Source organism: Nocardia pseudovaccinii NBRC 100343 (assembly GCF_001613225.1).
Classification (GTDB): Bacteria; Actinomycetota; Actinomycetes; order Mycobacteriales; family Mycobacteriaceae; genus Nocardia; species Nocardia pseudovaccinii.
Genome location: NZ_BDBY01000178.1, coordinates 12202 through 34978 on the forward strand (window position 1 = coordinate 12202; position 22777 = coordinate 34978).

Sequence of the window (22777 nt, forward strand, 5' to 3'; positions counted from 1 at the left end):
GAGGTCAGTCCTGGATGCGCCGCCACGGACGTTCGGATTCGAGGGCAAAGGCGATTTCGAGCAGCGTGCGTTCGTCGCCGTGGGCGGCGGAGAATTGCATGCCGATCGGGAGGCCTTCGGCGGAGGCGCCCATGGGCAGCGAGATCGCGGGTGTGCCTGCGACATTGTTCAACGGGGTGAAGGCGACCCAAGAGATCAGGCGAGCGAACAGCTCGTCGAAAGGGACGGTCGGGTTCAGGTGGCCGAGTTGCGGAGTGGTGTGGACCAGGACCGGTGAGAGGATCAGTTCATGGTCGCGGAACATGCCCGCATAGGCGCGGCGCACTTGTGAAAGGCGGTAGAGGATGGCGGGTGTGCGTGCCATGGACTTGCGATACAGCGCTCCGAGTCCGTGCGTGAACGCATCCAGATCGCCCGGCTGGAACCGCGGATCGATCGCGAATTTCCCACCCGCCTCGATCAGGAACGCCAAAAGTCCCCAGTAGGTGCTGAAGTCCTCGACGAAGCGTTGCGAGACCGGCAGTGCGATCGGAAGCACCTCATGACCCATCTTCTCCAGCAGCGCGACGGTGTCGTCGAGTACGGCCCGGGTCTGCGGGCACGTTTCGGTACCGGTGATGGAATCGGCGATCACCCCTATCCGCAGCCGCCGCCGCGCCGGGCCCTCGACCAGACCGACCGGCGGCAGCTTCGGATTGCGCCAATGACGTTCGGCCGCGGCGAAATACGCCGCGGTATCGCGCACCGATCGGGTGAGCACACCTTCGGAAACCAGATTGATCGGCATCGACCGCGCCTGCGGACCATCGATATGGCGCCCTCGACTCGGCTTCAACCCGACCAGACCGCAACACGCGGCCGGAATTCGAATCGACCCGCCACCGTCATTGCCGTGCGCGATCGGCACCACACCCGCGGCCACCAATGCGGCCGCACCACCCGATGACGCGCCCGGCGAATAGTCCGTATGCCAGGGATTGCGTGTCGGTTCGGCCGCGGCGAATTCGGTGCTCGCGTTCAAACCGAACTCCGGTAGCCGACTCTTGCCCAGCACCGACATCCCGGTGCTCAGAAACTGTTTCGCATACGGCCCGTCTTCGGCGGCGGGCCGCCCGACGAACGCCGCGGTGCCGTGATTGGTCGGCAGACCGCGCACATCGGTGTTGTCCTTGACATACGTCGGCACACCGAACAGCGGCGCATCCGGATCACCCGCCGACAGCGCGGATTCCGCCGAGACCACCAGGGCGCGCAATGTCGGATCGACCTGCGCGGCCCGCGCTCGCGCCGCCTCGGCGAGCTCGGCTGTGCCGATTTCGCCTCGACGCACCAGTTTCGCAATCGTCACAGCATCGTGGTCGGCAAGCGCATCGTCGCTGAAGGCATGGAATCTCATATCCGGATTCTGCGCGCTGTGATACCGACCACGCACCGTTTTGGACGAGCGACCTGTCGACGGAGGTTCCGTACGGCGTCGGATATCGTTCGACTGCAACGTAAGCGAGGAGATCGACAATATGAATAGCTCGACCGGCGTCCCGCTATGCCTACTGGCCGCGGGGGTGCTGAGTTTCGTTCCAGCACAATCGGCTTCGGCTGATGCACTGCCGGATCAGTCCCGCACGGTCACCACCGAGGACGGCTGGCAGCTCACGGTGACGAAAACCGCCGAAAACCTCGATCGGGTTCCCAATCTTGCCGAGACCGCTTTCACTCGAGAGGGCTTCGTCAGTGTGCGCGCGGCCGCCGATATCACCGGTGCGGGCAGTGTGTCGGTCAACTCGGGCACGCTCACGCTGGGTTACCAAATCGGTTGCCAGATCGATGTTTCCAATGGCATCTCGCTCGGGCTCGCAGCGTCGGTCGGACCGAATGTCAATGTGATGGTCGCGCCGACTCCCGGTCTGAGCGTCGGCGTCGGGGCCGCGGCACTGCCCAGCGTATCGACCACCTTCAAACCGGGCACGATCACCACCATCCCGTTCGGCACCAAAGCCCTTGCCGGACCCCATGGTTCGATCACCACCGATCAGGTGCAGATCAAAATCGATGCCTGCATGGGGCCGGTCAGCCTGCGCTCGTATGTGATCGCGACCATTTCCACCGACACCGCCGACAATTCGGCCGCGGTGTACGGCGATCCGATCTGGTTGTGATCGCCATGTCCGTCACATTCCGCCGAGCCGTCCTGGTCGCGGCCGGAGTCCTGATGATCGCCACGAGCGCGCTGTCTGTCACCCATGCGGCCCCGATCGTGCCCGCCACCTGCGGCGAATCCGATGCTCCCGACTGCACCGAACCGACCCCTGACAAGACTCGGGTCATCGTTCCCGCACCAGCCGCACCGCCATTGCTCACACCGGCGCTACCGCCGCCACCGGCAAAGCCGGGTTCGCCCGCCGCCGCATTGACCCCACCAGCGCCGGTCCCGCATCCGGGCCCGCCGATCGTGCCTGCCGCGGAGTGAATTCAGCTGCGGCGCAACTCGAAAATGCGGAAGATCCGCCCGCCGGACAGCTCGCATTCCATTTCGTAGCCCGGCCAGAACTCCACCGCCAGATCCCAGGCCCGTTTGCGGTCCATCCCGGTGACCTCGCTGACGGTCACCTCGAACCGCTCGCCTTTCAGCCCGACAATGGCGGTGTCGGCGGACCGCAGGTTTGCCGACCACACCGGATGCTCGGGGCTGCCCCAGTTGGAGCCCACCAGCAGCAAGTCGTCACCGCGCGGCACGTACAGCAGCGATGTGGTGCGCGCGATCCCGGTTTTGCGGCCCGCGACGGTCAGCTCGATCGACGGCAATCCCGCCAGATCGAGCACACCGCGCCGACCACGGCTGACCCGCCGCACAAACCGTTCCAGCCGCATCACTATCGGCGCCGTGCGCATGACCCAGCGTTTCTGCGCGATCCGGCGAGCTACCGCGGGCAGCGGATTCGACACCATAATTCGAAATCCTGACAGAAATCCGACACCGGACCACAGCCGGGACGCCGCGTTGAGACCAGCCTCACCCGCGCCATCACGAAATGCTCTCGACCGTGGCCGGTGGCCGGACAACGGCCACATCCGGTAGCTCACCCTCGTAGGGCTCGATCTCGACGAGCGCCAATTGTCCGGCGCAGCTCTGACTCAGGGTCGATGCGGGACGGTCCGCGGTGAGCACATTCGGGTTGCCGTGCCGACAGAAGGTGGGGTCGGCCGGATCCGGGTCGTACCAGGCCCCCGTCGACAGCTGCGCGACCTGCGGCCGGACCGCGTCGTCGACGACCAGCCCGGCCAGGCAGCTTCCGCGATCGTTGAAGATCCGCACGATATCCCCGTCCCACAGACCTCGTGCCGCGGCATCGTCGGGATGTAGCCGCACCGGTTCTCGCCCACCGATTTTCACCGACTGACTGTGCGCGCCGACATCGAGCTGACTGTGCAGTTTGGCGCGCGGCTGATTCGCGACGAGCTGCAGCGGAAATCGTGTCGCGGCACCCAGCCATTCCTCCGGTTCCAACCACACCGGGTAACCCGGCGTATCGGCATATCCGAATCCGTCGATCGTTTCGGAAAAGATCTCGATCTTGCCGCTGGGAGTGGTGAGCGGGAAGCGCTCCGGATCCGCGCGGAAATCTGCGAACAGCACCTGCTCTGGATCGGGCACCTCGACCGTGAACGACTCGCTGTCCCAGAATTCGTCGAACTCCGGCACCGTCGGATCGGCGAGCCCGGCGCGCCATTGCTCGTACAGGTGCCGCAACCATTCCTCGACGGTGCGCCCCTCGGTGAATTCCTTACCGACACCGATACTTTCGGCCAGTTCAGCGAAGATTGCGTAGTCGTCACGGGAGGTACCATGCGGCCGGGTAAGCGCTTTCATCGGGAAGAACTCGCGATCGTTCTGCCCGGAGCCGAAATCATCGCGTTCGATGCTCATAGTCGCCGGGAGGACGACATCGGCGTGGCGCGCGGTGGCGGTCCAGAACGCATCGTGCACGACCACCGTCTGCGGCCGGGTGAACGCCGAGTGCAGCCGGGCCAGATCCTGGTGGTGGTGAAAGGGGTTCCCGCCGCACCAGTACACCAACTTGATATCCGGATAAACCAACCGCATACCGTTGAAATCGAAGGGCGCCCCCGGATTCAGCAGCATATCGGCGATTCTGGCAACTGGAATGAACGTCGAAACACCGTTGCCGCCTTGCGGAAACCTCGGCACCGACTGCCCGCGCGCCGGATCACCGACATGCGCGCACGATCCGTAACTGTGCCCGAATCCCCCACCCGGCAGACCGATCTGGCCCAGCATCGCCGCAAGCACCACGCCGAGCCACAGCGGTTGTACACCGTGCTCGGCACGCTGCAACGACCAGCTCACATTGATCATCGTGCGCGCGGCAGCCATCTCCCGTGCCAGCGACCGGATCCGCCCGGCCGACAACCCGGTGATCGCTTCCGCCCACGCGGGATCCTTGACGACGCCATCGGTTTCGCCCCGCACATAACCGATGAACCGCTCGTACCCGACCGTGTACCGATGCAGAAAGTCGTTGTCCGCCAACCCCTCCGCATCCAATACCTGGGCCAGCGCCAGCATCAGCGCCGCATCGCTACCTGGCCGCAGTGCGATCCACTCGGCCGCGGCCTCCGCCGGAATGTCATCGCGCAGTGGGCTGATGGATACGAATCGGCAGCCGCGCGCCCGCGCGGCCGCGATCCAGGCTCTGGTGTTGTGCCGCGACACACCACCCGGCGAGACCGCGGAGTTCTTCGGCGACAGCCCACCGAAGGCCACCACCAACTCCGTGTTCTCGACGAGCACGCTCTTCGCGGTCGCGTGCCCCTCGAACAGCCCCATCGAGCCGATCACATGCGGCAACAACACCTGTGAAGTTCCCAGACTGTAGCTGTGCACACTCCGGACATAACCGCCGAGACAGTTCAGAAACCGATGCACCTGACTCTGCGCGTGATGAAACCGCCCCGCACTCGACCACCCGTACGAGCCGCCGTACACCGACTCCGCGCCGTACTCGCCGTACACCCGATTCAACTCACCGGACACCAACTGCACCGCGGTGTCCCACGACACCGGGACAAACGACTCATCGCCGCGCCCCGGTGCACCCGGCCCGTGCGCCGACCACCCCTGTCGCACATAAGGCTGATCGATCCGCGTCGGATGATGTTGTGCCGAGGCCACATTCTCGATCAATGCCGTCGGTTCCGGATCCCCGCGCCACGGACGCACTGCGGTCAACCGCTGCCCGTCGCTCTCGGCTTCGAACACTCCCCAGTGCGTCAGATGCGCGGCCATCACTCCACGGTAGCCCGGCCCACCGACAGGTTCACTTTGTTATGAACGCCGCGCTGGTTCGCGGTTTCTGCCCGCCCGGCAATCTCAGATGCAGATGCTGAAGCTGAAGAAGGGACCCAGCGGGACGTTGAAGCAGAAAGCGACCGAACCGAACGCAGGTGTAACCGGTTCCGCCGATGCCGCGGGAGCGGCCAGAGCGCCAACAGATACGGTGATGGCGATCGCGGCGATCGCCGAGGCAATTCTGGTGGTCATTACAACGTTTCCTGACTGATCGACGATGATGATGCCCCCGACCAGAAATCGTTACGTCTACGATGATCCACTGATCCCCTAGCGGGCACAAGACCGCGCATCGTCTCGTCAATAGGCGCGCGGTCGGGCGGTGCACCGCCCGACCGCGATCCGGCCGGACTCAGGATTCGGATTCGATCGGCAGGCCCGCTTCGGTCCAATCCTGGATGCCTGCGCGGTAGGCACGGACGTTCGTATATCCGAGGGAGCGCAGTTTGACCGCGACGACCTCGCTGTTCTGGCAGGCGTTGTTCGAGCAGTAGGTCACGATGGGTGCGTGCTGGTCCGGAAGCAAACGCGCAGCTCGGGATTCCACATCAGCTTCGACCAAGGTGAGCGCGCCCGGCAGATGCGCCTTCTCGTAGTAGCCCGCACCGAGTGTGTCCAGGACCGTCACCGTACCGGCCTCGATCGCGGCGGCCAGTTCGTCACGGGCGATGACTGTGCTCATGAGATTTCCTTCCCGATGGCATACACAAATTGTATGTGCGTGCGCACGCTATTATATGCGTGCGGATGCACGCAAGTGGTTAGAATCGGCCCGTGACGCAATCGGAGAAGCAACGCGAGGCGGCCCGCAGCGCATGGTCGGCACTGCTGCGGGTGCACGCGAACCTGGTCCCACGCTTGGATGCCGAGCTGCGCAGGGACTTCGGACTCCCACTCGCGTGGTATGACGTGCTGCTCGAACTCGACGGCATCGAACCGCTGCGCATGACCGATCTCGGCGAACGCGTCGTGCTCAGCCGCACTCGGGTCAGCAGGCTCGTCACCGAGATGGCCGCCGCGGGTCTGGTCGCGCGCGAATCCAATCCCGACGACGGCCGATCCGCATTCGTCACTATCACCGACGCGGGCCGCGAGCGTCTGCGCGCGGCCGCGCCCGGCTATCTCGCGGGCATCGAGCGATGCTTCGCCGACAAGCTCGATCCAGACGAATTGCGCTCGCTCGCCGCGACTCTCGGCAAGATCATGGGCCCGACCGATCTCGCTATCACGCCCCCGCGGACTTCATAAGCCGCAAGTCCGCATCGACTGCCAGTGGGCACGAATCAGACACTCTGGCAGTCGATGCAATCCGCGTCACATCCGCGCACAAGTCGGCATCATTTCTGAAACACTTACACTTCACACCGGCCTGTACCTTTGATTACAGGCACATCGAGCGTGCACCCCCGGAAAGGATGCAGCCCCTTGGCGATCGGCGCGGCAGAGCAAGCAGCACACCAATTTTCCCGTCGGCAAGGAGCGCGCTGATGTTCACGCGCTGGGGGAAACTCGTCTACCGGCTGCGCTTCGCCGTACTCGCCGTCGTGGTGGGCGCACTCCTCGCACTCGGTGCATACGGCTTCGGACTCGAGGACCACCTCAGCTCAGGCGGTATGGACGATCCCACTTCCGAATCCGCACAGGCCGCACGCCTCGCCGACGCCGCATTCGGACGCAATCACGACTTCGACGTCGTTTTGCTCTACACCGCACCGGACGGAAAGACCGTCGACGACCCGGAATTCAGCCAACCGATCATCGACAATCTCAACAGCCTGCCGCACAAGTATCCGAACGAAATCACCGGCGTCAACGCGTCCTACTGGCGCGTCGACGGCGCGAAGATCAGCGGCGCGAAGGCTGCCACCGAAGACAAGAAGCGCGCCGTGGCCGCGATCGCCATCGCGGGCGATAACGACACCGACTCCGTGCGCAACTTCCGGAAAGTCAAGGACGACTTCGCAATACCCGGCATCGACGTGCAGGTCAGTGGCCTGCAAGCGGTGGCGGGCACACTCAACGACACGATGGCCGACGATGTGCACCGCATGGAAGTCCTGGCCATCCCGGCCGTCGCGGTGCTGCTGTTCTTCATCTTCGGCGGTCTCGTCGCGGCCGCCCTACCGCTGCTCGTCGGTGGACTCACCGTGATCAGCGCCTCCGGCATCATCATGTTCCTGACCCGCTTCACCGAGGTCAATTCCTTTGTCTCCTCGGTGCTCTCGATGATCGGACTCGGCCTGGCCATCGACTACGGCCTGTTCATCGTGAGCCGATTCCGCGAGGAACTGGCCGCAGGCTACGACACCCGCGCCGCGGTGCGCCGCACCGTCGTCACCGCCGGACGCACCGTCGTGTTCTCGGCGACCATGATCATCGCGAGCCTCGGCAGCATGCTGCTGTTCCCCCAGGGCTTCCTCAAATCCATGGCCTACGGCGCCATCGCGACCGTCCTGCTGGCCGCATTCACCGCCATCACCATCCTGCCCGCCAGCCTGGCCGTCCTCGGTCCGCGCGTGGATATGTTGGGGTTCAACCGGTTCCGAAGAACCAAGACCGCCGAACAAATCGAGGGCGGTTTCTGGGGCAAGACAACACGCTGGGTGATGCAGCGACCGCTCACCGTCGCGATCCCACTGGTCATCGTGCTCTTCCTGCTGATCATCCCGGTCAAGAACCTCATCTTCGGCGGCTTCAGCGAGCGATATCTGCCACCCGACAACCCGACTCGCGTCGCACAGGAACAGATCGACACCTTCTTCCCACAGCGCCGATCCGATCCCATCGAACTCGTCTTCGTCGCCGACAACAGCACGCCGGTCGGCGAGGCCTGGCGCGCGGCCGGACACGCCCCCGGGTTGGCCAGTCAGTTCGAGATGCCGTCCAAATCCTCGACCCGCGACAACGTGTACCGCTCCAAGGCAACACTGGTGAACCCGAACGAAGGCGGGGAAACCATCGAATACCTACGCGAGATGGAACTCCCCGACGGCGTCAGCATGTACGTCGGCGGCATTCCGGCCATGCAGAAGGACAGCATCGACGCACTGCTCTACCGCATCCCGGTCATGATCGCGCTGGTCCTGTTCGTGACCACGCTGCTGATGTTCCTCACCTTCGGCTCGCTGGTGCTGCCGATCAAGGCCGCACTGATGAGCGCGCTCGGCCTCGGCTCCACCCTCGGCATCCTGACGTGGATCTTCGTCGACGGCCACGCCGCAGGACTATTGAACTTCACCCCGCAACCGATCCAGTCGAATGTGCTCGTGCTGATCATCGCGATCATCTACGGTCTGTCCACCGATTACGAAGTCTTCCTGCTCTCCCGCATGGTCGAGGCCAGGGCCGAAGGCGCGAGCACCAGCGACGCGGTGCACACCGGCACCGCGCACACCGGCCGCATCATCACCGCCGCAGCGCTGATCCTGCTCGTGGTGACCGGCGCGTTCGCCTTCTCCGATCTGGTGATGATGCAGTACATCGCCTACGGAATGATCGCCGCACTGTTCATTGATGCGACCGTGCTGCGCATGCTGCTGGTACCCGCGGTCATGAAGCTGCTCGGCGACGACTGCTGGTGGGCGCCGTCCTGGATGAAGCGTGTCCAGGAGAAAATCGGGCTCGGCGAACCTATTCTGGACGATGAACGCCCGGGCACCGAGGATATGCACGAGCCGATCGAGACCACACCGATCACGCCGCGGCTCCCCACCGTCACCGCTGGACGGTCGAACGGTTCGTAGTCGCCCCCACCAAAGGGAACTCCGCGCGCCGCCTCGGGAGGTACGCTCACCGCCGGAGAGCCCGCGGACCCGATCGCCGAACCGGCGACCTGGTCAACCACCGGCCAACTGGACCGAAGGACGACCGCGATGTGCAGCTACCGTCTCGATGCCGAATACGCCGATCCGACACCGTTGAAGGTGCGGATCGATACCCACGAGCGCTATTCGGAGCGTCCCGACGACCCCACCGCGAATGTGCTGACCGCGCTGGAACTCACCGGAGCCGAACACCTAGCCGATATCGGCTGCGGCGATGCCCGGTTCCTCGCCCACCTCGCCGACACCGGTCACCGGGGTCCGCTGGTCGGTATCGACACCTCTCCCGCAATGGTCGCCGCCGCCAATGCCGTACCCGGGGTCCGCGGCGTATTCGGCAGCGCCGACCGGATCCCGTTCGACGACAACAGCTTCGATGCGCTCACCGCACGACATATGCTGTACCACCTCGCGAATCCGCTGGCCGCGCTCAGGGAATTCCGGCGCACGACCAAACCCGGCGGGACGGTTGCCGTGGTCGTCAATCATCCCGGAACCTACCCGTACACCACCGAACTCGTGGCCGCGCATGCCGCGACCTACGGCCTCGGCGTTGGCGAGGCGATGACCGTCGACTCCGACACCTTGCCGGAGCTGATGTCCGAGGTTTTCGGCGAGGTGCGGATCCATCGATCGGATAATGCGCTCGTCTTCGAAACTCCGGATCCACTGGTGCGCTTCGCCGAGGCGCTGTTCACGTTCTACGGCGTCACGCCGAATCACCCACGACGGCAGGCGATTCTGAACGATCTGCGCGAGGACGTCGAGGATTGGTTCACCCACCATCCGGGGCAGACGTGGCGCGATCCCAAGGGGTACATCGTCGCCACGGCCGTCGTCGATCACCAGGGCAGCGCGCCTTCGGCATCGACGTAGCTCCCGGTCGGCCCATCCGGGCGCAGCTGCGCCATGCGCACGATGATCTCGGCACCTTGCTCGACCGTCTGGGTGCCGGTATTCCCGTTGAGATCGGTCTTGGTGAAACCGGGCTCCACCGCATTGATCCGGATATCAGGGAACGCCTTCGCGTACTGCACGGTGAGCATGTTGACCACCGTCTTCGACGCCGGATATGCGACGCCCGGATAGGCGTATGCCGGGGTGCCCGGGGTCGAGACCCTGGTCAGCGACGCAAGACCGCTGCTGACATTGACCACGACCGGCGCCGCCGAGCGCCGCAGCAGCGGCAGGAAGGCGTGCAGGACGCGCACCGTGCCGAAGACGTTCGTATCGAACGTCTTTCGCATCACATCCGCGGTGAGGTCCGCGGCGCCGATGACGTCGCTCCGGTCGGTCATCTCTGCCTGGATACCGGCATTGTTGACCAGGACATCCAGACCGCCGTCGGCCGCGATGGTCTGCACCGCGGCCGCGACGGACGCATCGTCGGTGATATCGAGCTGAACTGCCCGCGCGCCCAACTCCTCGGCCGCCTGACGACCTCGTTGGGCGTCCCGGCTACCGAGGTAGACGGTGTGACCTGCCGCGACGAGTTGGCGGGCGGCCTCGAAGCCGAGACCCTTGTTCGCTCCGGTGATCAATATTGCTGCCATGCCAACCCACGCTAGGTTTTAGAGCGCGCTCGAAGTCAAGGACCTTCCTGGTAGCGCAACATAGTCTGGTCTCTCCTCTAGGTCTGCTTTGGTCGCTGGGTGCCGAGCGGTCTTTGGTAGGTGATTTGTGGTGGGGTTTGGAAGGTGAGGTTACATAATTAGATGCGCATATCTACCTACCTAAATGTAATATTGGACTCGCGTTGCCCTCAACTCCTTCAGGCCCACCTTCGCATCTAGGACGCCGACATGAACCGATTCCCCTGTGCCTCAATTTGTTTCCCACTGCCCTACCCTGCGCACCCCAACACCTCGCTCCCCCCAGCCAGATTCACCAGGACAAGCGTTGCTGTCGAGGCCGGTGCACAACACCGATAACCGCATCCTCCCTGCTAGAAGACGACCGACCAGTTACTCTCGTCGCGTGGTCCCGCCCGACCCGACCTGCGCCGGAGGTCCACAGCGCCCGTCACCGCCCAGGAAGCAGGAGTTCGATGCGATCGCTGCGTAGCCGCCATATCTTGATCACGCTGGTAGCCGGCACCGCCGCCGTAATAGCCGGTGGTCCAACGCCCGCGATGGCGCAGCCCGCACCGCCTGCGCAGGTGCGGCCGCTCGGCTCGGACTTTCTCTGGGGCGTGGCCGCGTCGGGATATCAGTCCGAAGGGTATGCGCCGGATAGCAATTGGTCCCGGTACGTCGCCGCGGGCAAGACGGACGACCCCTATCTGGAGTCCGTCGACTTCTACCACCGCTACCGTTCCGATATCGATCTGGCCGCGCAGCTCGGGGTCAAGGTCTATCGAATCGGCATCGAGTGGGCGCGCGTGCAGCCGCGGCCGGGTGAATGGGATGAGGCCGGACTTCGCTTCTACGACAATGTGATCGCCGCGATCACGGCTGCTGGGATGCGCCCGATGCTCACCATCGATCACTGGGTGTATCCGGGTTGGGAGGTCGACCGCGGCGGCTGGTCGAATCCGGATATCGTCGAGGACTGGCTCGCCAACGCGCGCGCCGTCGTCGACCGATATGCCGCGGCCGACCCGATGTGGGTCACCTTCAACGAACCCGGGGCCTACATCATGAACGAGACCTCGCACGGCGGCCTCTCCCCCGCCGCCATTCCGATGATGCAGGACCGAATCGCCCAGGCGCACAATGCCGTCTACGACTACATCCACACCGTGCAGCCAGGCGCGATGGTCACCAGCAACGTCGCCTACATTCCGGCCGGTGAGGATGCGGTCAACGGCTCGTTCATCAATGCGGTCGCCGCGAAACTCGACTACATCGGCATCGATTACTACTACGGCGCATCCCCCGATACCGTTACCGAGCTGAGCTTCAGCCAGTTGTGGAACAACCCTTTGGAGCCCGAGGGCATTTACTATGCCCTGCAACACTATTCACGAAAATTTCCGGGCCGCCCGCTCTACATCGTCGAGAACGGCATGCCCACCGAAAACGGCATGCCCCGATCCGACGGCTACACCCGCGCCGACGACCTCCGCGACACCGTCTACTGGCTGCAGCGCGCCAAGGCCGACGGCATGAACCTCATCGGCTACAACTACTGGAGCCTCACCGACAACTACGAATGGGGTTCCTACACACCGCGTTTCGGCCTCTACACGGTCGACGTCCGCACCGACCCGACCCTCACCCGCAAGCCCACCGACGCAGTACCCGCTTACACCGCCATCACCCACCAGGGCGGCGTCACCCCCGACTACCGCCCGACCCGCGCCCCCAAACCCTGTTCCTTCGTCGACGCCGCCGCGAGTTGCGCGGACCCGGTCACCGTCCCCCGCTAGCCGGATCAAGGGTCGGCACCCGTGGGTGCCGACCCCAACTCATGTCAGGATCCGGTGAACTGATCGCCCGAGATCGAGCGCGACTGCTCACCATCGACGCCGACCGGGATGTCGCCCTCGAGTGTGGTGCGGTACAGCACGCGGGTGACATCGAGGTGGTTGAGGTCGCCCGGGGCCAGGTGGGCGGTGGCGCGGTTGTCCCAGAATGCCAAGCTGCCCTTTTCCCAACGGAATCGGACGGTGTAGGCCGGGTTCGACAGTTCGTCGAACAGCAGCTGGAGTACGGCGTCGCTCTGGGCCGGGCTCAGGCCGACGATGTGGGTGGTGAAGCCGGGGTTGACGAAGAGCACCTTCTCGCCGGTCACCGGGTGCACGCGCACCACCGGATGTTCGGTCACCAGCGGGGCATCGGCGACCTTCTTGGCGTAGTCGCTTTCCTCGTTCCATGCCGGACGGCTGCCGCCGAACCGGTGCACGGCCCGCAGCCCCTCGACGAAGTTACGCAGCGTCTCGGGCAGGTTCGCGTAGGCGGCTGCGAGATTCGTCCAGCTGGTGTCCCCACCGCGCTCTGGCGCGATCTCGGCCCGCAGCAGTGAGGCGGCGGGCGGATTGATCAGTGCGGAGACATCGGTGTGCCAGTGGTTGGTGTAGGTGAATTTCTTGATGCCGAACCGCTTTTCGTAGAGTCGGCTGTCGACGGCCAGAATTTCGGGGAACTCGGTCGGCGCGTCATCGTCGTAGGGATGTGACGGCGTTACGGCACCGAATCGCCGGGAGAAGGCGATGTGTTCGGCGTGACCGATGTGCTGGTCGCGGAAGAACAGCACCTTGTATTCGTAGAGGGCCGCGGTGATGTCGGCGACCTCCTGATCGGTGAGTTCGGCCCGCAGGTCGACGCCCGCGATCTCGGCGCCGATATGTCCGGCGACGGGCGTGATCCGGAGGGTGGTGGTGGGCTCGCTGACAGTGGTCATGGTCGTACCTTCTTCGGCAATGGATGGGGATGGTCGGCAGAGCCCGGGCGACAACCGCTGCTGCCCATTCGCATGAAGTCGACGGCGCGCCGCCTGGTCAGCCGGGGACTCATGCGCCGAGTTCGGTTCGTACCTGGGTGAATTGGCTTTCCACCGGTGCCAGCCCGTAGTGCCCGCGCAGCGTCGTCGCGGTGTAGTCGGTGCGGAACAAGCCGCGCTCCTGCAGGATCGGAACCACCCGGTCCACGAAGTCCTCGAGACCGCCCGGCAGATACGGCGGCATGATGTTGAAGCCGTCGGCGGCGCCGTTCTCGAACCACGACTGCAGTTCGTCGGCAACATCGGTGGGTGTGCCCGCGAATGTCCGGTGCCCTCGCCCGCCGCCCAGTTTGCCGATGAGCTGGCGCACCGTGAGGTTCTCGCGCTCGGCGAGTTCCTTGACCAGTGTGAATCTGCTCTTTCCGCCCTCGATTTCGCTCTCCGCGGGCAGCGGCGGCAGTGGTGCGTCGAGTGAGTGTTCGGTGAGATCGACGCCGAGCAGCGCGGACAGTTGCCGCAGTGCGTAATCCGGTGAGATGAGGTCGGTGAATTCCTGTTCGAGGGCCAGTGCTTCTTCGCGGGTGTCGGCGATGAACGGCACCAGACCGGGCAGCACCTTCAGTTCATCGGCCGAGCGACCGTACTTCGCCAGCCGCGCCTTCAGATCGCGATAGAACGCTTGCCCCTCCGCGAGCGAGCGCTGTGCGGTGAACACAGCCTCGGCGTAGCGCGCGGCGAAATCCTTACCGCTCTCCGACGATCCGGCCTGTACGAGCAGCGGCCGCCCCTGTGGGCTGCGCGGCGAATTCAGCGGGCCGCGCACCCGGAACCGATCGCTGGCGTACTCGATGGTGTGCACCTTGTCCGGGTCGGCGAAGATGCCCTCGTCCGGATCGAGCACGATCGCCGAGGACTCCCAGCTATCCCAGAGCCGCACGGTGACATCGACAAACTCCTGTGCCCGCTCGTAGCGTCTGGCATGTTCGGGAATCGCGTCGAAGCCGAAGTTGAAGGCCTCGTCCTCGTTGCCCGAGGTGACGATATTCCAGCCCGCTCGACCGCTGCTGATGTGATCGAGGGAGGCGAATTTGCGGGCCAGGTTGAACGGTTCGTTGTAGGTGGTCGACGCCGTCGCGATGAGCCCGACCCGTTCGGTCGCCGCGGCGATCGCGGCGAGCAAGGTGACCGGCTCGAATACGGCGAGGGTATTGCGCTTGATCCGCGGTCCGACAGCCAATCCGTCGGCGAAGAAGACCGAATCGAGTTTGCCGCGTTCGGCGATCCGGCCGAGCTCCTGGAAGTGCCGCACATCCAGTACCCGGCGCTCCTCGGTCCGGGGATGGCGCCAGGCCGCCTCGTGATGACCAACGCCCATCAGGAAGGCGTTGAGGTGGAACTGCTTGCGGGGTAACGACATCGGAGTCCTTAGCGGGAGGGCTCGGCGCGCCACCGGGACAGGCGGCGTTCGAGAGCGACGAGTAGGCCGTTGAAACTCAGCCCGAGCAGCGAGATGGCGATGATGCCCGCATACATGTTCGGGATCTGGAAGTTCTGCTGGGCCGCGGTGATCAGATAGCCGAGTCCGGCACGGGCGCCGACCATTTCGGCGGCGATGAGCACCAGGATCGAGGACGCCGCCGCCATGCGCACGCCGGTGAAGATCGATGGCACCGCAGCGGGCAGGATCACCTTCTGGAACAGCCGAATCGGCGAGAAGCCGAGCGAAACGGCGGATTTGATCAGCAGCGGGTCCACGGTGCGCACACCGGTGATGGTGTTCAACAGGATCGGGAAGAAGCTCGCGTACACCACGAGTGCGATCTTGGAGGTCTCCCCGATGCCCAGGATCAGGATGAACACGGGCAACAGCGCCAGTGCCGCGGTGTTGCGGAACAATTCGAGGATCGGGTTCAAAAAGTCGGCCACCGGTCGATACCAGGCGATGGCGACACCGACCGGAATAGCCACCGCGAGCGCGAGCGAGAACCCGGTCGCCGACCGGGTCAGGCTGGTCGAGACGTGCTCCCACATCTCACCGCTGCGCACCAGATCGATGAAGGCCTGCGCGACGGTGGAAAACGGCGGCAGGAAGACCTCGTCCACCAAACCGAGCCGCGGCGCCGCCTCCCACACCGCGACCAGCAGACCGATGGCGAAGGTGGGCTTGAAGATGCGCCACGCCAGCAGCGCGACCGCCCGCAATATCCGCGACAGGTCGACTGTCGGCGCGGACTCCGCCCGACTGCGGACGACGACCGGCCGTGACTTCTCGACGACTTGTACTGCGCTAGACATGAACCGGCTTCCTCTCGGTGCTCGTGGTCGACAACGACTCGCGTTCGAGTCCCTGCGCCCGGGTGACTTCGCTCTGCAACTGCGACCAGATCTGGTGCCGCGCCTCCCGGAAGGGTTCGCTGGAACGCACATCCGCACCGGAGTTCCGATCGATATCGATATCGATCACCGCCTTGACCCGCCCAGGGCGTGAGGTCAGCACGGCGACTCGCTGACCGAGGTAGACGGCCTCATCGATGCCGTGGGTGATGAACAGAATCGTTTTACCGGTGGCCCGCCAGATCCGTAACAGCTCGTCCTGCAACGACTCCCGGGTCTGGGCGTCGAGTGCGGCGAACGGCTCGTCCATCAGCAGCACCCCGGGATCGAAGGCGAGGCTGCGGGCGATGGCGACTCGCTGTTTCATGCCGCCGGACAGCTCATGTGGATATCGGTCGCCGAATCCGGCCAGGCCCACCAGTTCCAGGTATTCGTCGGCGATCTTCCGGCGTTCCCGACGCCGGACACCCTTCGCCTCCAAACCGAATTCGATATTTGCCCGGGCGGTGCGCCACGGCAGCAGCGCGTACTGCTGGAAGACGATGCCGCGGTCGAGACCAGGCCCGCTGATCGGCTTGCCGTCCAACAGGATTCGCCCGGCACTCGGCTTGCTGAGCCCGCCGAGCAGGTCGAGCAGCGTCGACTTCCCGGAACCGCTCGGCCCGACGAGTACCAGGAACTCGCCATCGTGCAGTTCCAGCGAAATGTCCTCGATCGCGGTGAACTCCTCGTTCGACCCGCGGACCGGGAACTGTTTGCGCACTCCGGTGAGTGCGAGTTTCACCTGACTCATTTCGCCGCGACCACCTCTCCGGTCGGCCCGGTGGTCGGACCGTAGGTCCCGTTGGCGTACGGGTTGTCCTTGTTGGTGTACAGATCCTTCGCCGTCAGCTTTCCGGCGGGCACATCACCGTTGCGGACCAGCCAATCGATCCAGATCTGCAGTTCCTTCTCCGCGATCACCGCACCGGGGACCGGCAGGCCTGGGCTGCGCCAGAATTTCAGCAGATCGGTGTTCTCATTGCGTCCGCGCTTGTTGATGATCGAGGCGAAGCGCGCCACCACCTCGTCACGCGGGGTCACCTGCAGCCAGCGCGTCGCCCGCGCGGTCCCCTGGACGAAGTCCTTGACCGCCTCCGGGTTCTGAGCGATGTAGTCCTTCCGGAAAACATAAGTGCCGTAGTCGAATTGACCGAAAAGGTCCTTATCGGTGTACAGCGCGTGGATACCGCCGCGCCCGACCGCGCTCTCCCGGAAGACTCCGCCCAGCGCGCCGACATCTATCTGGCCTTTGCGCAGGGCGTCCTCGGTATTGGCAGGCGGCACCACGATCAACTCGACCTGTTTGATCTCCTGGTCGGTCAGGCCCTGCTGGTGCAGCCATTCGCGGGTGATGAATTCATGGTGTGCGCCAAGGGTATTGATGCCGACCTTCTTGCCGATCAGATCCCGTGGCGAGTTGATGCCCGAATCGTCACGAACGAAGTAACCGGTGAACGACTGCGCATCCGCGCCATACGAGCTGAGCACCGATGTGACGGGCGCGCCGCCCGCGGCCAACTTGACGACTGCGCCATTGAAGGCGCTGCCGAACTCGATCTGGCGGGTCGCGGCGGCCTGGATATTCGCCGGACCGCTGGTGGTGTCACCCTCCCAGTGCAGCGCGATCTTGGTGAAGTAGCCGAGATCGTCCGCCAGTTCGTAGGCCGAGACCTGGCCGGTCGATCCCTGGTAGCGCAGTACGGCCTTGCCGTCGGCATTGGTGCCCGGCTCGGATTTGCCGCAGCCGGCGAGCACCGCGACCACGGTGGGAATGGTGAGTACGGCGGCCACCGCACGGACGAACCGTGGCCTGGTTTTCTGGGACAGCGTCATGGGAGTTCTTTCACGGAATGCGCACTGCCGCAGCGCTATAGGGCACGCCACAACGGCAGGTAAAGCGCGGAGGATTACCTGATTCGACCAATGCGGCGACCAATTTCGGCGACCGCGGATTCAGGCGCGCGACAGACTCCATGGGGCAGGCGCATGAAATCCACCGTGCGACGGCGGATCAGCGCAATGGATTCGATCATGTCAACGACCTTCGTGGGATTCGGATAGAAGCGGCGACCCCGCGGCTTTGTGTCCATGGTGGGGTCGCCCGCCATGGACGACAATGCCGATTTCACATTGTGAAAATCACCGTGAGTACAACTCCACCGGCGCATCGGTGATGGCGGCGGTGGACTGGAACAGTGGGCTGATCCGGCCCGCGATCTGCCGCATAGCAGGCACGATGCCGCGCACCAGTTCCTCGTTCAGCCGCGCGGAACGGGCCTGTACGCCGAGCGCACCCCACACCTGCTTGTCGGGGCCGAGGACCGGCACCGCCACCGAGCGGACCGGATCCTCGCGCTCGATGAGCTCTACGGCGAAACCGCTGCGCCGCACGCGATCCAGATCCGTCAGCGGCGCTGGCCGTCGATCGAGTCCGTCGACAACGGGCGAGAAGGCCAGCAGTGCCTGGCCGACGGCACTGGACCGCAGCGGCTGGCGGGCCTGCGGCAACTGGTTGGGGCAGAAGTACACCGGCGGCCGCGCCTGAAAGACCGTGACCGCGTCTCGGTCGTCGGCGATGCTCAAGCTGACGGTGATCTTGATGCCCGCGGCCAGCGCATACAGGTGCGGTGCGGCCGCATCGATGCCCAGCCGCGACAGAGCGGGCCGGGCCAGCGAGGCGAGCCCGTGCCCGATGCGATAGCGATCGGTCGCCGGATCCTGTTCCAGCAACCGACCCCGCACCAATGCCTGGGCCAGCCGGTAAGTAGTGCTGACCGGAAGTCCGGCCCGATGCGCCAATTCGCTCACCGACAGTTCGGGATCACCGCCCTCGAAGCAGTTCAGTACGTGAATTGCGCGGTCGACCGCTTGGGCACCCGAACGGGGTTGATCGGCGGCTGTCATGGTTCCTCCTGATATTTCTACCGATCGGGATGTGGCCAGAACTATCGCCGGATGATCCGGGCGCGGCAATGGTTCTGCGCCCGCTGCGCCGATTCCTCGCGCAAGAATGTCGGCAGCGTCAAAATCGCGCTGATTCGAAGGGTTTTGCGATCCCGACGACGCGCACAGAATCGAATTCCCCGCGCTGACCCCGCATTCCGCCGACGATTGCCGCTTTCTCGCCGCAATCCCGACGTATCAGGAGCAGACGCATGAGTGAACTCTGGCAGACCAGCACCGATGTACTGGTGATCGGCGGCGGTCCGGCCGCCGCATGGGCGGCCATCAACGCCCGGGAGGCCGGTGCCGAGGTGACCCTGGTCGACAAGGGCTATTGCGGAACCAGCGGCGCCACAGCACCTTCCGGCACCGGCGTCTGGTACGTCGCCCCGGAGGCGACCGCCCGTGCGAATGCCAAGGCCAGCCGGGAGGCGCTCGGCGGCCATCTCGCCGATCACTATTGGATGGATCGGGTCCTCGACCAGACCTACACCAACATGAATCGGCTTGCGGTGGAAGGCAAGTACCCGTTCCCGACCGATCCGGCGACCGGTGAGCAGCTGCGCACCGGGGTCCAAGGCCCGGAGTACATGCGCCGGATGCGCGCGTGGGTCAAGCGGATCGGCGTCCGGATCCTCGACCATTCACCAGCTCTCGAACTACTCGTCGACGATGCGGGCACGGTCCGCGGCGCGGCCGGATACCAGCGTCAACTCGACCGTGACTACCGCATATCGGCGGGTGCGGTGGTGCTGGCCAGTGGCGGGTGCGCATTCCTGTCGCGCGCGTTGGGCACCAATGTCGATACCGGTGACGGCGCGCTGATGGCCGCCGAGGTGGGCGCGCGCTTCTCCGGGATGGAATTCTCCAATGCCTACGCGATCGTGCCGAAGGGTTCGACCATCACCAAGACCGCCTACTACGGCTACGCGACGTTCTTCCACGAGGACGGACAGGTACTCGAGGGCGCGGGCTCCACGAAAGGCCGATCGGTGATCGCCCGAACCCTGTTGTCGGAGAAGGTATTCGCCCAACTCGACCGCGCCGATCGGACGGTGCAGGCGCAGATGCGGCTCGGGCAGCCCAACTTCTTTCTGCAGTTCGATCGGCGCGGTATCAATCCGTTCACCGATCGTTTCGAGGTCGATCTGCTCGCCGAGGGCACGGTGCGCGGCACCGGCGGCATCGATGTCGTGGACAACGACTGCGCGACCACGGCGCCCGGTCTGTTCGCGGCGGGCGATGCGGCGACCAGGGAACGCATCTGCGGTGGTTTCACCGGTGGCGGCAGCCACAATTCGGCATGGGCGATGTCGTCGGGGAGTTGGGCCGGTGCGGGTGCGGCACGGTTCGCGCTCGCCTCGTCTCGGCCCGACGATGCCGCTCTGTGCGGCGCGGGACGAACCGGCTTGCGGCCCGGCGACTCCCCCACGCTCGATGCCGCCGAGGTTGTCGAGGCCGCGCAGGCCGAGCTGATTCCGTTCCAGAAGAACTACCTGCGCCACGGCGAGCGACTGCGGCCCGCACTCGACGCACTCGACACGCTCTGGGAACGCATAGGTAAGGAGCTCGGTGGCCGCACCGGTGACGATCGCATCCGGGCCAGGCAGGCCGCCGCCATCACCGCGGTCGGTCGGCTCATGTACGAATCGACTCTGGCGCGCACCGAGACTCGCGGTATGAGCAAGCGCGCAGACCACCCGGAACAGGATCCGGCGCAGCGTCATCACATTCTGTCCGGCGGCCTCGACGCTGTGTGGACCGAGACCGCCGAGGTCGCGTCATGATCGAAGTCGTACTCGCCGAGGCCTGCATCGGCTGCGATAAATGTGTGGACGCCTGCCCGACCAACGTATTCGACCGCACCGAATCCGGAATTCCGGTCATCGCAAGGCAATCCGACTGCCAGACCTGCTTCATGTGCGAGGCCTACTGCCCCACCGACGCCCTCTATGTCGACCCCGAATCGACCCCACTACCTCCCGGCAGCCCGATCGCACAGGACCAGATCGGCCGCTACCGCCAGAAAATCGGCTGGGGCAAAGGCCGAACCGCGGGCAGTCTGCTCGCCATCGGCCCCCGACTCCCGCACGGCGCACCCCCGCCCCGCCTGCGGCACTAACCGCGGTAGCCGAGTTGTTCGAGGAGACCGTCGAGTTGGAGTTCGAATAGTTCGGCACGGTCTGTGAAGGTGTCGGTGCCGTACTGATCGAAGACATCGAAGGTTACGGCACCGAAGAGGCCGACCCACATGGTGATGCCGCGGGCGACGAGCCAGTCCGGAAGGTCGTGGTCGAATGCGGCCCTGATATTCGCGAAATTGGCTGCGAGCGCGGAGGATAACAGTCGCTTCTCGACCGGAGCGGTGAGCATGTCTTCGCGGTAGGCGCGGGCGAAGAGGGTTTGCATGGTCGCGATGACCCGCGTACCGGGGACGGTGGTCTCCTCGGCGGGGGCGTCGTAGCCCGGCACCGGTGTGCCGAACAAGAGTCCGTAGCGGGCCGGTTCGGCCAGCGCCCAGCCGCGGACGGTACGGCCGACGATGCGCAGGCCCTCGATCGGATCGTCGGGGGCATCGGCCAGCGCCGCATCGACCGCGTCGCCGAGTGCGTGGTAGCCGTCGATCACCAGCAGCGTGAGCAGTTCATCGCGGCTGCGCACATAGCGGTATACCGCCGACGACACCACACCGAGATCGCGGGCGACCGCGCGCAGCGAGAGGGCGGCCGCGCCATCGGTGGCCAGATGTTCGCGGCCGATCCGGACGATATCGTTCATGGTCTGGGCCCTGGCACGGGCACGTGGTGTCGTCGCCATATCGATCACCATGCGCGCTCCTGAGAGCGATGTCAACTAATGCGAGCACTGCTCTTGACTTTGTTCGGCGCCGATTGCATGCTTGTGCACAATAGAGAGCACCGCTCGCCAAAGTAGACTAGGACGCACCATGCCGGAGCTGCACATCGTCACCGGAGCCGGGCCCACCGGAACCACCATCGCCGAGCAATTGGCCGCGGCGGGCAAACAGGTCCGGGTGCTCACTCGCTCCGGGAGCGGTCCCGACCATCCTCTCGTCGAGCGACGCGAGGTCGATGTGACACTGCCCGAACAGCTTTCGGGCGAATTCGATGGCGCGACGGCCGTTTACCACTGCCTGGGCGGCTCGGAATATACGGCGAAGGCCTGGCGCGCGGAGCTGCCACCGGCCGAGCGCACCGTTCTCGACGAGGCCGAAAAGGCTGGCGTGGTAGTGGTTTTCGCGGAAAACATCTACTCCTATGGCAAGGTGGACGGTCCGATTACCGAAGACCTGCCTCGCAATGCCGATTTCGGTAAACCCAGCGTCCGCACCCAGTTGGTGCGCGCTCGCGAGGCGCACGCCGCCGCGACGGTGAGCGTCGCCGCCGCGGACTTCCTCGGCCCATATGTGCGGGCGTCGCTGGCCGGGGAGCAGGTCTTCGTCCCGATCCTCACCGGCAAGCGGGTGCAGGCATTCGGCAAGCTGAACCTGCCGCACTCCTACACGTATATGCCCGACCTCGCCGCCGCCATGATCCGCGCGGCCGCCGACGAATCGGTCTGGAATTCCTTCCTGCACGCCCCGACCGCGCCGCCGATCACCCAGCAGCAACTCTTCGACGCGATCGCCTCCGCCGCGGGAGTCGCAGCTCCCAAAGTCTTCGCGGCACCGGCCGCCCTACTGCGCATGATGGGACTCACCAATGAGACGATGCGCGAGCTCGCCGAGATGAGTTACCAGGTCACGCGGCCGTTCGTGCTCGACTCGTCCGCCAGCGAGCAGCGCCTCGGCCTGCATCCGACGCCGATCGACGAGGCCATCGCGGCCACCGTCGCCTGGTGGCAGACCCAGCTCTGAGTCTTTACT

22 protein-coding genes are annotated in these 22777 nt (G+C 65.0%); 10 read left to right on the top strand and 12 right to left on the bottom strand.

The features are described 5' to 3' along the window. Positions 1 to 4: 4 nt before the first annotated feature. A complete protein-coding gene (locus tag NP3_RS21820; protein WP_063043490.1) occupies positions 5 to 1396 on the bottom strand; it encodes an amidase in 1392 nt (463 codons plus the stop codon). Between the two features lie 121 nt (positions 1397 to 1517). On the opposite strand from NP3_RS21820, the gene NP3_RS21825 reads away from it, so the two are divergent. Both NP3_RS21825 and NP3_RS21830 read left to right on the top strand, forming a co-directional pair. Further along, positions 1518 to 2156, top strand: a complete 639-nt coding sequence (locus NP3_RS21825; protein WP_063043491.1) for an MspA family porin — start codon at positions 1518 to 1520, stop codon at positions 2154 to 2156. 5 nt (positions 2157 to 2161) lie between these two features. Beyond that, positions 2162 to 2467, top strand: a complete 306-nt coding sequence (locus NP3_RS21830) for a hypothetical protein (RefSeq protein WP_157124453.1) — start codon at positions 2162 to 2164, stop codon at positions 2465 to 2467. Positions 2468 to 2469: 2 nt separating this feature from the next. On the opposite strand, the gene NP3_RS21835 is transcribed toward NP3_RS21830, so the two are convergent. Continuing rightward, the gene (locus tag NP3_RS21835) at positions 2470 to 2946 is read right to left on the bottom strand and encodes a nitroreductase family deazaflavin-dependent oxidoreductase (protein ID WP_063043457.1); all 477 of its coding nucleotides are present in this window, start codon (positions 2944 to 2946) and stop codon (positions 2470 to 2472) included. Between the two features lie 76 nt (positions 2947 to 3022). Continuing rightward, a complete protein-coding gene (locus NP3_RS21840) occupies positions 3023 to 5305 on the bottom strand; it encodes a molybdopterin guanine dinucleotide-containing S/N-oxide reductase (protein ID WP_063043458.1) in 2283 nt (760 codons plus the stop codon). An 88-nt stretch (positions 5306 to 5393) separates the two neighbouring features. Between NP3_RS21840 and NP3_RS48105 the strand changes: the two genes are divergently transcribed. Continuing rightward, the gene (locus tag NP3_RS48105; RefSeq protein WP_169814539.1) at positions 5394 to 5579 is read left to right on the top strand and encodes a hypothetical protein; all 186 of its coding nucleotides are present in this window, start codon (positions 5394 to 5396) and stop codon (positions 5577 to 5579) included. A 141-nt stretch (positions 5580 to 5720) separates the two neighbouring features. Here the strand turns inward: NP3_RS48105 and NP3_RS21845 are convergent, their stop codons facing one another. Next, positions 5721 to 6050, bottom strand: coding sequence for a rhodanese-like domain-containing protein (locus tag NP3_RS21845; RefSeq protein ID WP_063043459.1), 330 nt, complete (start codon positions 6048 to 6050; stop codon positions 5721 to 5723). 92 nt (positions 6051 to 6142) lie between these two features. Between NP3_RS21845 and NP3_RS21850 the strand changes: the two genes are divergently transcribed. The 3 genes from NP3_RS21850 (at position 6143) to NP3_RS21860 (ending at position 10065) form a co-directional block, all read left to right on the top strand. Next, positions 6143 to 6616 (top strand): MarR family winged helix-turn-helix transcriptional regulator, encoded by a 474-nt coding sequence (locus NP3_RS21850; protein ID WP_063043460.1) that lies wholly within the window; start codon positions 6143 to 6145, stop codon positions 6614 to 6616. Between the two features lie 239 nt (positions 6617 to 6855). Then, complete coding sequence (locus tag NP3_RS21855; RefSeq protein ID WP_063043461.1) at positions 6856 to 9111, top strand: MMPL family transporter; 2256 nt, start codon at positions 6856 to 6858, stop codon at positions 9109 to 9111. Positions 9112 to 9240: 129 nt separating this feature from the next. Further along, the gene (locus tag NP3_RS21860) at positions 9241 to 10065 is read left to right on the top strand and encodes a class I SAM-dependent methyltransferase (protein WP_063043462.1); all 825 of its coding nucleotides are present in this window, start codon (positions 9241 to 9243) and stop codon (positions 10063 to 10065) included. On the opposite strand, the gene NP3_RS21865 is transcribed toward NP3_RS21860, so the two are convergent. Then, entirely contained in the window at positions 10032 to 10742 is a 711-nt protein-coding gene (locus NP3_RS21865; RefSeq protein ID WP_063043463.1) for an SDR family oxidoreductase, read from the bottom strand. The two genes, NP3_RS21860 and NP3_RS21865, sit on opposite strands and share 34 nt — an antisense overlap. 494 nt (positions 10743 to 11236) lie before the next feature. Between NP3_RS21865 and NP3_RS21870 the strand changes: the two genes are divergently transcribed. After that, on the top strand, positions 11237 to 12559 hold the full coding sequence (locus NP3_RS21870; RefSeq protein WP_063043464.1) for a family 1 glycosylhydrolase: 1323 nt from the start codon (positions 11237 to 11239) through the stop codon (positions 12557 to 12559). Between the two features lie 44 nt (positions 12560 to 12603). Here NP3_RS21870 and NP3_RS21875 read toward each other — a convergent pair whose 3' ends face one another. The 6 genes from NP3_RS21875 to NP3_RS21905 all read right to left on the bottom strand — a co-directional run bounded on the left by NP3_RS21875 (position 12604) and on the right by NP3_RS21905 (position 18852). After that, positions 12604 to 13533 carry a TauD/TfdA dioxygenase family protein gene (locus NP3_RS21875; protein ID WP_063043465.1) on the bottom strand — a complete coding sequence of 310 codons (930 nt, stop codon included), beginning with the start codon at positions 13531 to 13533 and terminating at the stop codon, positions 12604 to 12606. 109 nt (positions 13534 to 13642) lie between these two features. After that, positions 13643 to 14989 carry an LLM class flavin-dependent oxidoreductase gene (locus tag NP3_RS21880; protein WP_063043466.1) on the bottom strand — a complete coding sequence of 449 codons (1347 nt, stop codon included), beginning with the start codon at positions 14987 to 14989 and terminating at the stop codon, positions 13643 to 13645. Between the two features lie 8 nt (positions 14990 to 14997). Then, positions 14998 to 15867 carry an ABC transporter permease gene (locus NP3_RS21885; protein WP_063043467.1) on the bottom strand — a complete coding sequence of 290 codons (870 nt, stop codon included), beginning with the start codon at positions 15865 to 15867 and terminating at the stop codon, positions 14998 to 15000. Beyond that, on the bottom strand, positions 15860 to 16699 hold the full coding sequence (locus NP3_RS21890; RefSeq protein ID WP_063043468.1) for an ABC transporter ATP-binding protein: 840 nt from the start codon (positions 16697 to 16699) through the stop codon (positions 15860 to 15862). Before NP3_RS21890 ends, NP3_RS21885 begins: the two co-directional genes overlap by 8 nt. Next, positions 16696 to 17781 (bottom strand): ABC transporter substrate-binding protein, encoded by a 1086-nt coding sequence (locus tag NP3_RS21895; protein ID WP_063043469.1) that lies wholly within the window; start codon positions 17779 to 17781, stop codon positions 16696 to 16698. The genes NP3_RS21890 and NP3_RS21895 overlap by 4 nt, the downstream gene beginning before the upstream one ends. A gap of 306 nt (positions 17782 to 18087) precedes the next feature. Continuing rightward, positions 18088 to 18852 carry an IclR family transcriptional regulator gene (locus NP3_RS21905; RefSeq protein WP_063043471.1) on the bottom strand — a complete coding sequence of 255 codons (765 nt, stop codon included), beginning with the start codon at positions 18850 to 18852 and terminating at the stop codon, positions 18088 to 18090. 251 nt (positions 18853 to 19103) lie between these two features. On the opposite strand from NP3_RS21905, the gene NP3_RS21910 reads away from it, so the two are divergent. Together NP3_RS21910 and NP3_RS21915 are read left to right on the top strand one after the other, a co-directional pair. Continuing rightward, complete coding sequence (locus NP3_RS21910; protein ID WP_063043472.1) at positions 19104 to 20678, top strand: FAD-dependent oxidoreductase; 1575 nt, start codon at positions 19104 to 19106, stop codon at positions 20676 to 20678. Beyond that, positions 20675 to 21013, top strand: coding sequence for a 4Fe-4S dicluster domain-containing protein (locus NP3_RS21915; protein ID WP_063043473.1), 339 nt, complete (start codon positions 20675 to 20677; stop codon positions 21011 to 21013). Before NP3_RS21910 ends, NP3_RS21915 begins: the two co-directional genes overlap by 4 nt. Here the strand turns inward: NP3_RS21915 and NP3_RS21920 are convergent. Continuing rightward, positions 21010 to 21708 carry a TetR/AcrR family transcriptional regulator gene (locus NP3_RS21920; protein WP_063043492.1) on the bottom strand — a complete coding sequence of 233 codons (699 nt, stop codon included), beginning with the start codon at positions 21706 to 21708 and terminating at the stop codon, positions 21010 to 21012. The genes NP3_RS21915 and NP3_RS21920 overlap by 4 nt on opposite strands. A 130-nt stretch (positions 21709 to 21838) precedes the next feature. Between NP3_RS21920 and NP3_RS21925 the strand changes: the two genes are divergently transcribed. Further along, complete coding sequence (locus tag NP3_RS21925; protein ID WP_063043474.1) at positions 21839 to 22768, top strand: NAD-dependent epimerase/dehydratase family protein; 930 nt, start codon at positions 21839 to 21841, stop codon at positions 22766 to 22768. Positions 22769 to 22777 lie beyond the last annotated feature (9 nt).

Bases quoted from the DNA above. Each gene is read 5' to 3' on its own strand.
- NP3_RS21825 (WP_063043491.1), top strand. From the start codon at position 1,518: ATGAATAGCTCGACCGGCGTCCCGCTATGCCTACTGGCCGCGGGGGTG.
- NP3_RS21915 (WP_063043473.1), top strand. From the start codon at position 20,675: ATGATCGAAGTCGTACTCGCCGAGGCCTGCATCGGCTGCGATAAATGT.
- NP3_RS21860 (WP_063043462.1), top strand. From the start codon at position 9,241: ATGTGCAGCTACCGTCTCGATGCCGAATACGCCGATCCGACACCGTTG.
- NP3_RS21895 (WP_063043469.1), bottom strand. From the start codon at position 17,781: ATGACGCTGTCCCAGAAAACCAGGCCACGGTTCGTCCGTGCGGTGGCC.
- NP3_RS21925 (WP_063043474.1), top strand. From the start codon at position 21,839: ATGCCGGAGCTGCACATCGTCACCGGAGCCGGGCCCACCGGAACCACC.
- NP3_RS21870 (WP_063043464.1), top strand. From the start codon at position 11,237: ATGCGATCGCTGCGTAGCCGCCATATCTTGATCACGCTGGTAGCCGGC.
- NP3_RS21835 (WP_063043457.1), bottom strand. From the start codon at position 2,946: ATGGTGTCGAATCCGCTGCCCGCGGTAGCTCGCCGGATCGCGCAGAAA.
- NP3_RS21885 (WP_063043467.1), bottom strand. From the start codon at position 15,867: ATGTCTAGCGCAGTACAAGTCGTCGAGAAGTCACGGCCGGTCGTCGTC.
- NP3_RS21840 (WP_063043458.1), bottom strand. From the start codon at position 5,305: ATGGCCGCGCATCTGACGCACTGGGGAGTGTTCGAAGCCGAGAGCGAC.
- NP3_RS21905 (WP_063043471.1), bottom strand. From the start codon at position 18,852: ATGACAGCCGCCGATCAACCCCGTTCGGGTGCCCAAGCGGTCGACCGC.
- NP3_RS21880 (WP_063043466.1), bottom strand. From the start codon at position 14,989: ATGTCGTTACCCCGCAAGCAGTTCCACCTCAACGCCTTCCTGATGGGC.
- NP3_RS21830 (WP_157124453.1), top strand. From the start codon at position 2,162: ATGTCCGTCACATTCCGCCGAGCCGTCCTGGTCGCGGCCGGAGTCCTG.
- NP3_RS21890 (WP_063043468.1), bottom strand. From the start codon at position 16,699: ATGAGTCAGGTGAAACTCGCACTCACCGGAGTGCGCAAACAGTTCCCG.
- NP3_RS21920 (WP_063043492.1), bottom strand. From the start codon at position 21,708: ATGGCGACGACACCACGTGCCCGTGCCAGGGCCCAGACCATGAACGAT.
- NP3_RS21820 (WP_063043490.1), bottom strand. From the start codon at position 1,396: ATGAGATTCCATGCCTTCAGCGACGATGCGCTTGCCGACCACGATGCT.
- NP3_RS48105 (WP_169814539.1), top strand. From the start codon at position 5,394: ATGCAGATGCTGAAGCTGAAGAAGGGACCCAGCGGGACGTTGAAGCAG.
- NP3_RS21875 (WP_063043465.1), bottom strand. From the start codon at position 13,533: ATGACCACTGTCAGCGAGCCCACCACCACCCTCCGGATCACGCCCGTC.
- NP3_RS21910 (WP_063043472.1), top strand. From the start codon at position 19,104: ATGAGTGAACTCTGGCAGACCAGCACCGATGTACTGGTGATCGGCGGC.
- NP3_RS21845 (WP_063043459.1), bottom strand. From the start codon at position 6,050: ATGAGCACAGTCATCGCCCGTGACGAACTGGCCGCCGCGATCGAGGCC.
- NP3_RS21855 (WP_063043461.1), top strand. From the start codon at position 6,856: ATGTTCACGCGCTGGGGGAAACTCGTCTACCGGCTGCGCTTCGCCGTA.
- NP3_RS21865 (WP_063043463.1), bottom strand. From the start codon at position 10,742: ATGGCAGCAATATTGATCACCGGAGCGAACAAGGGTCTCGGCTTCGAG.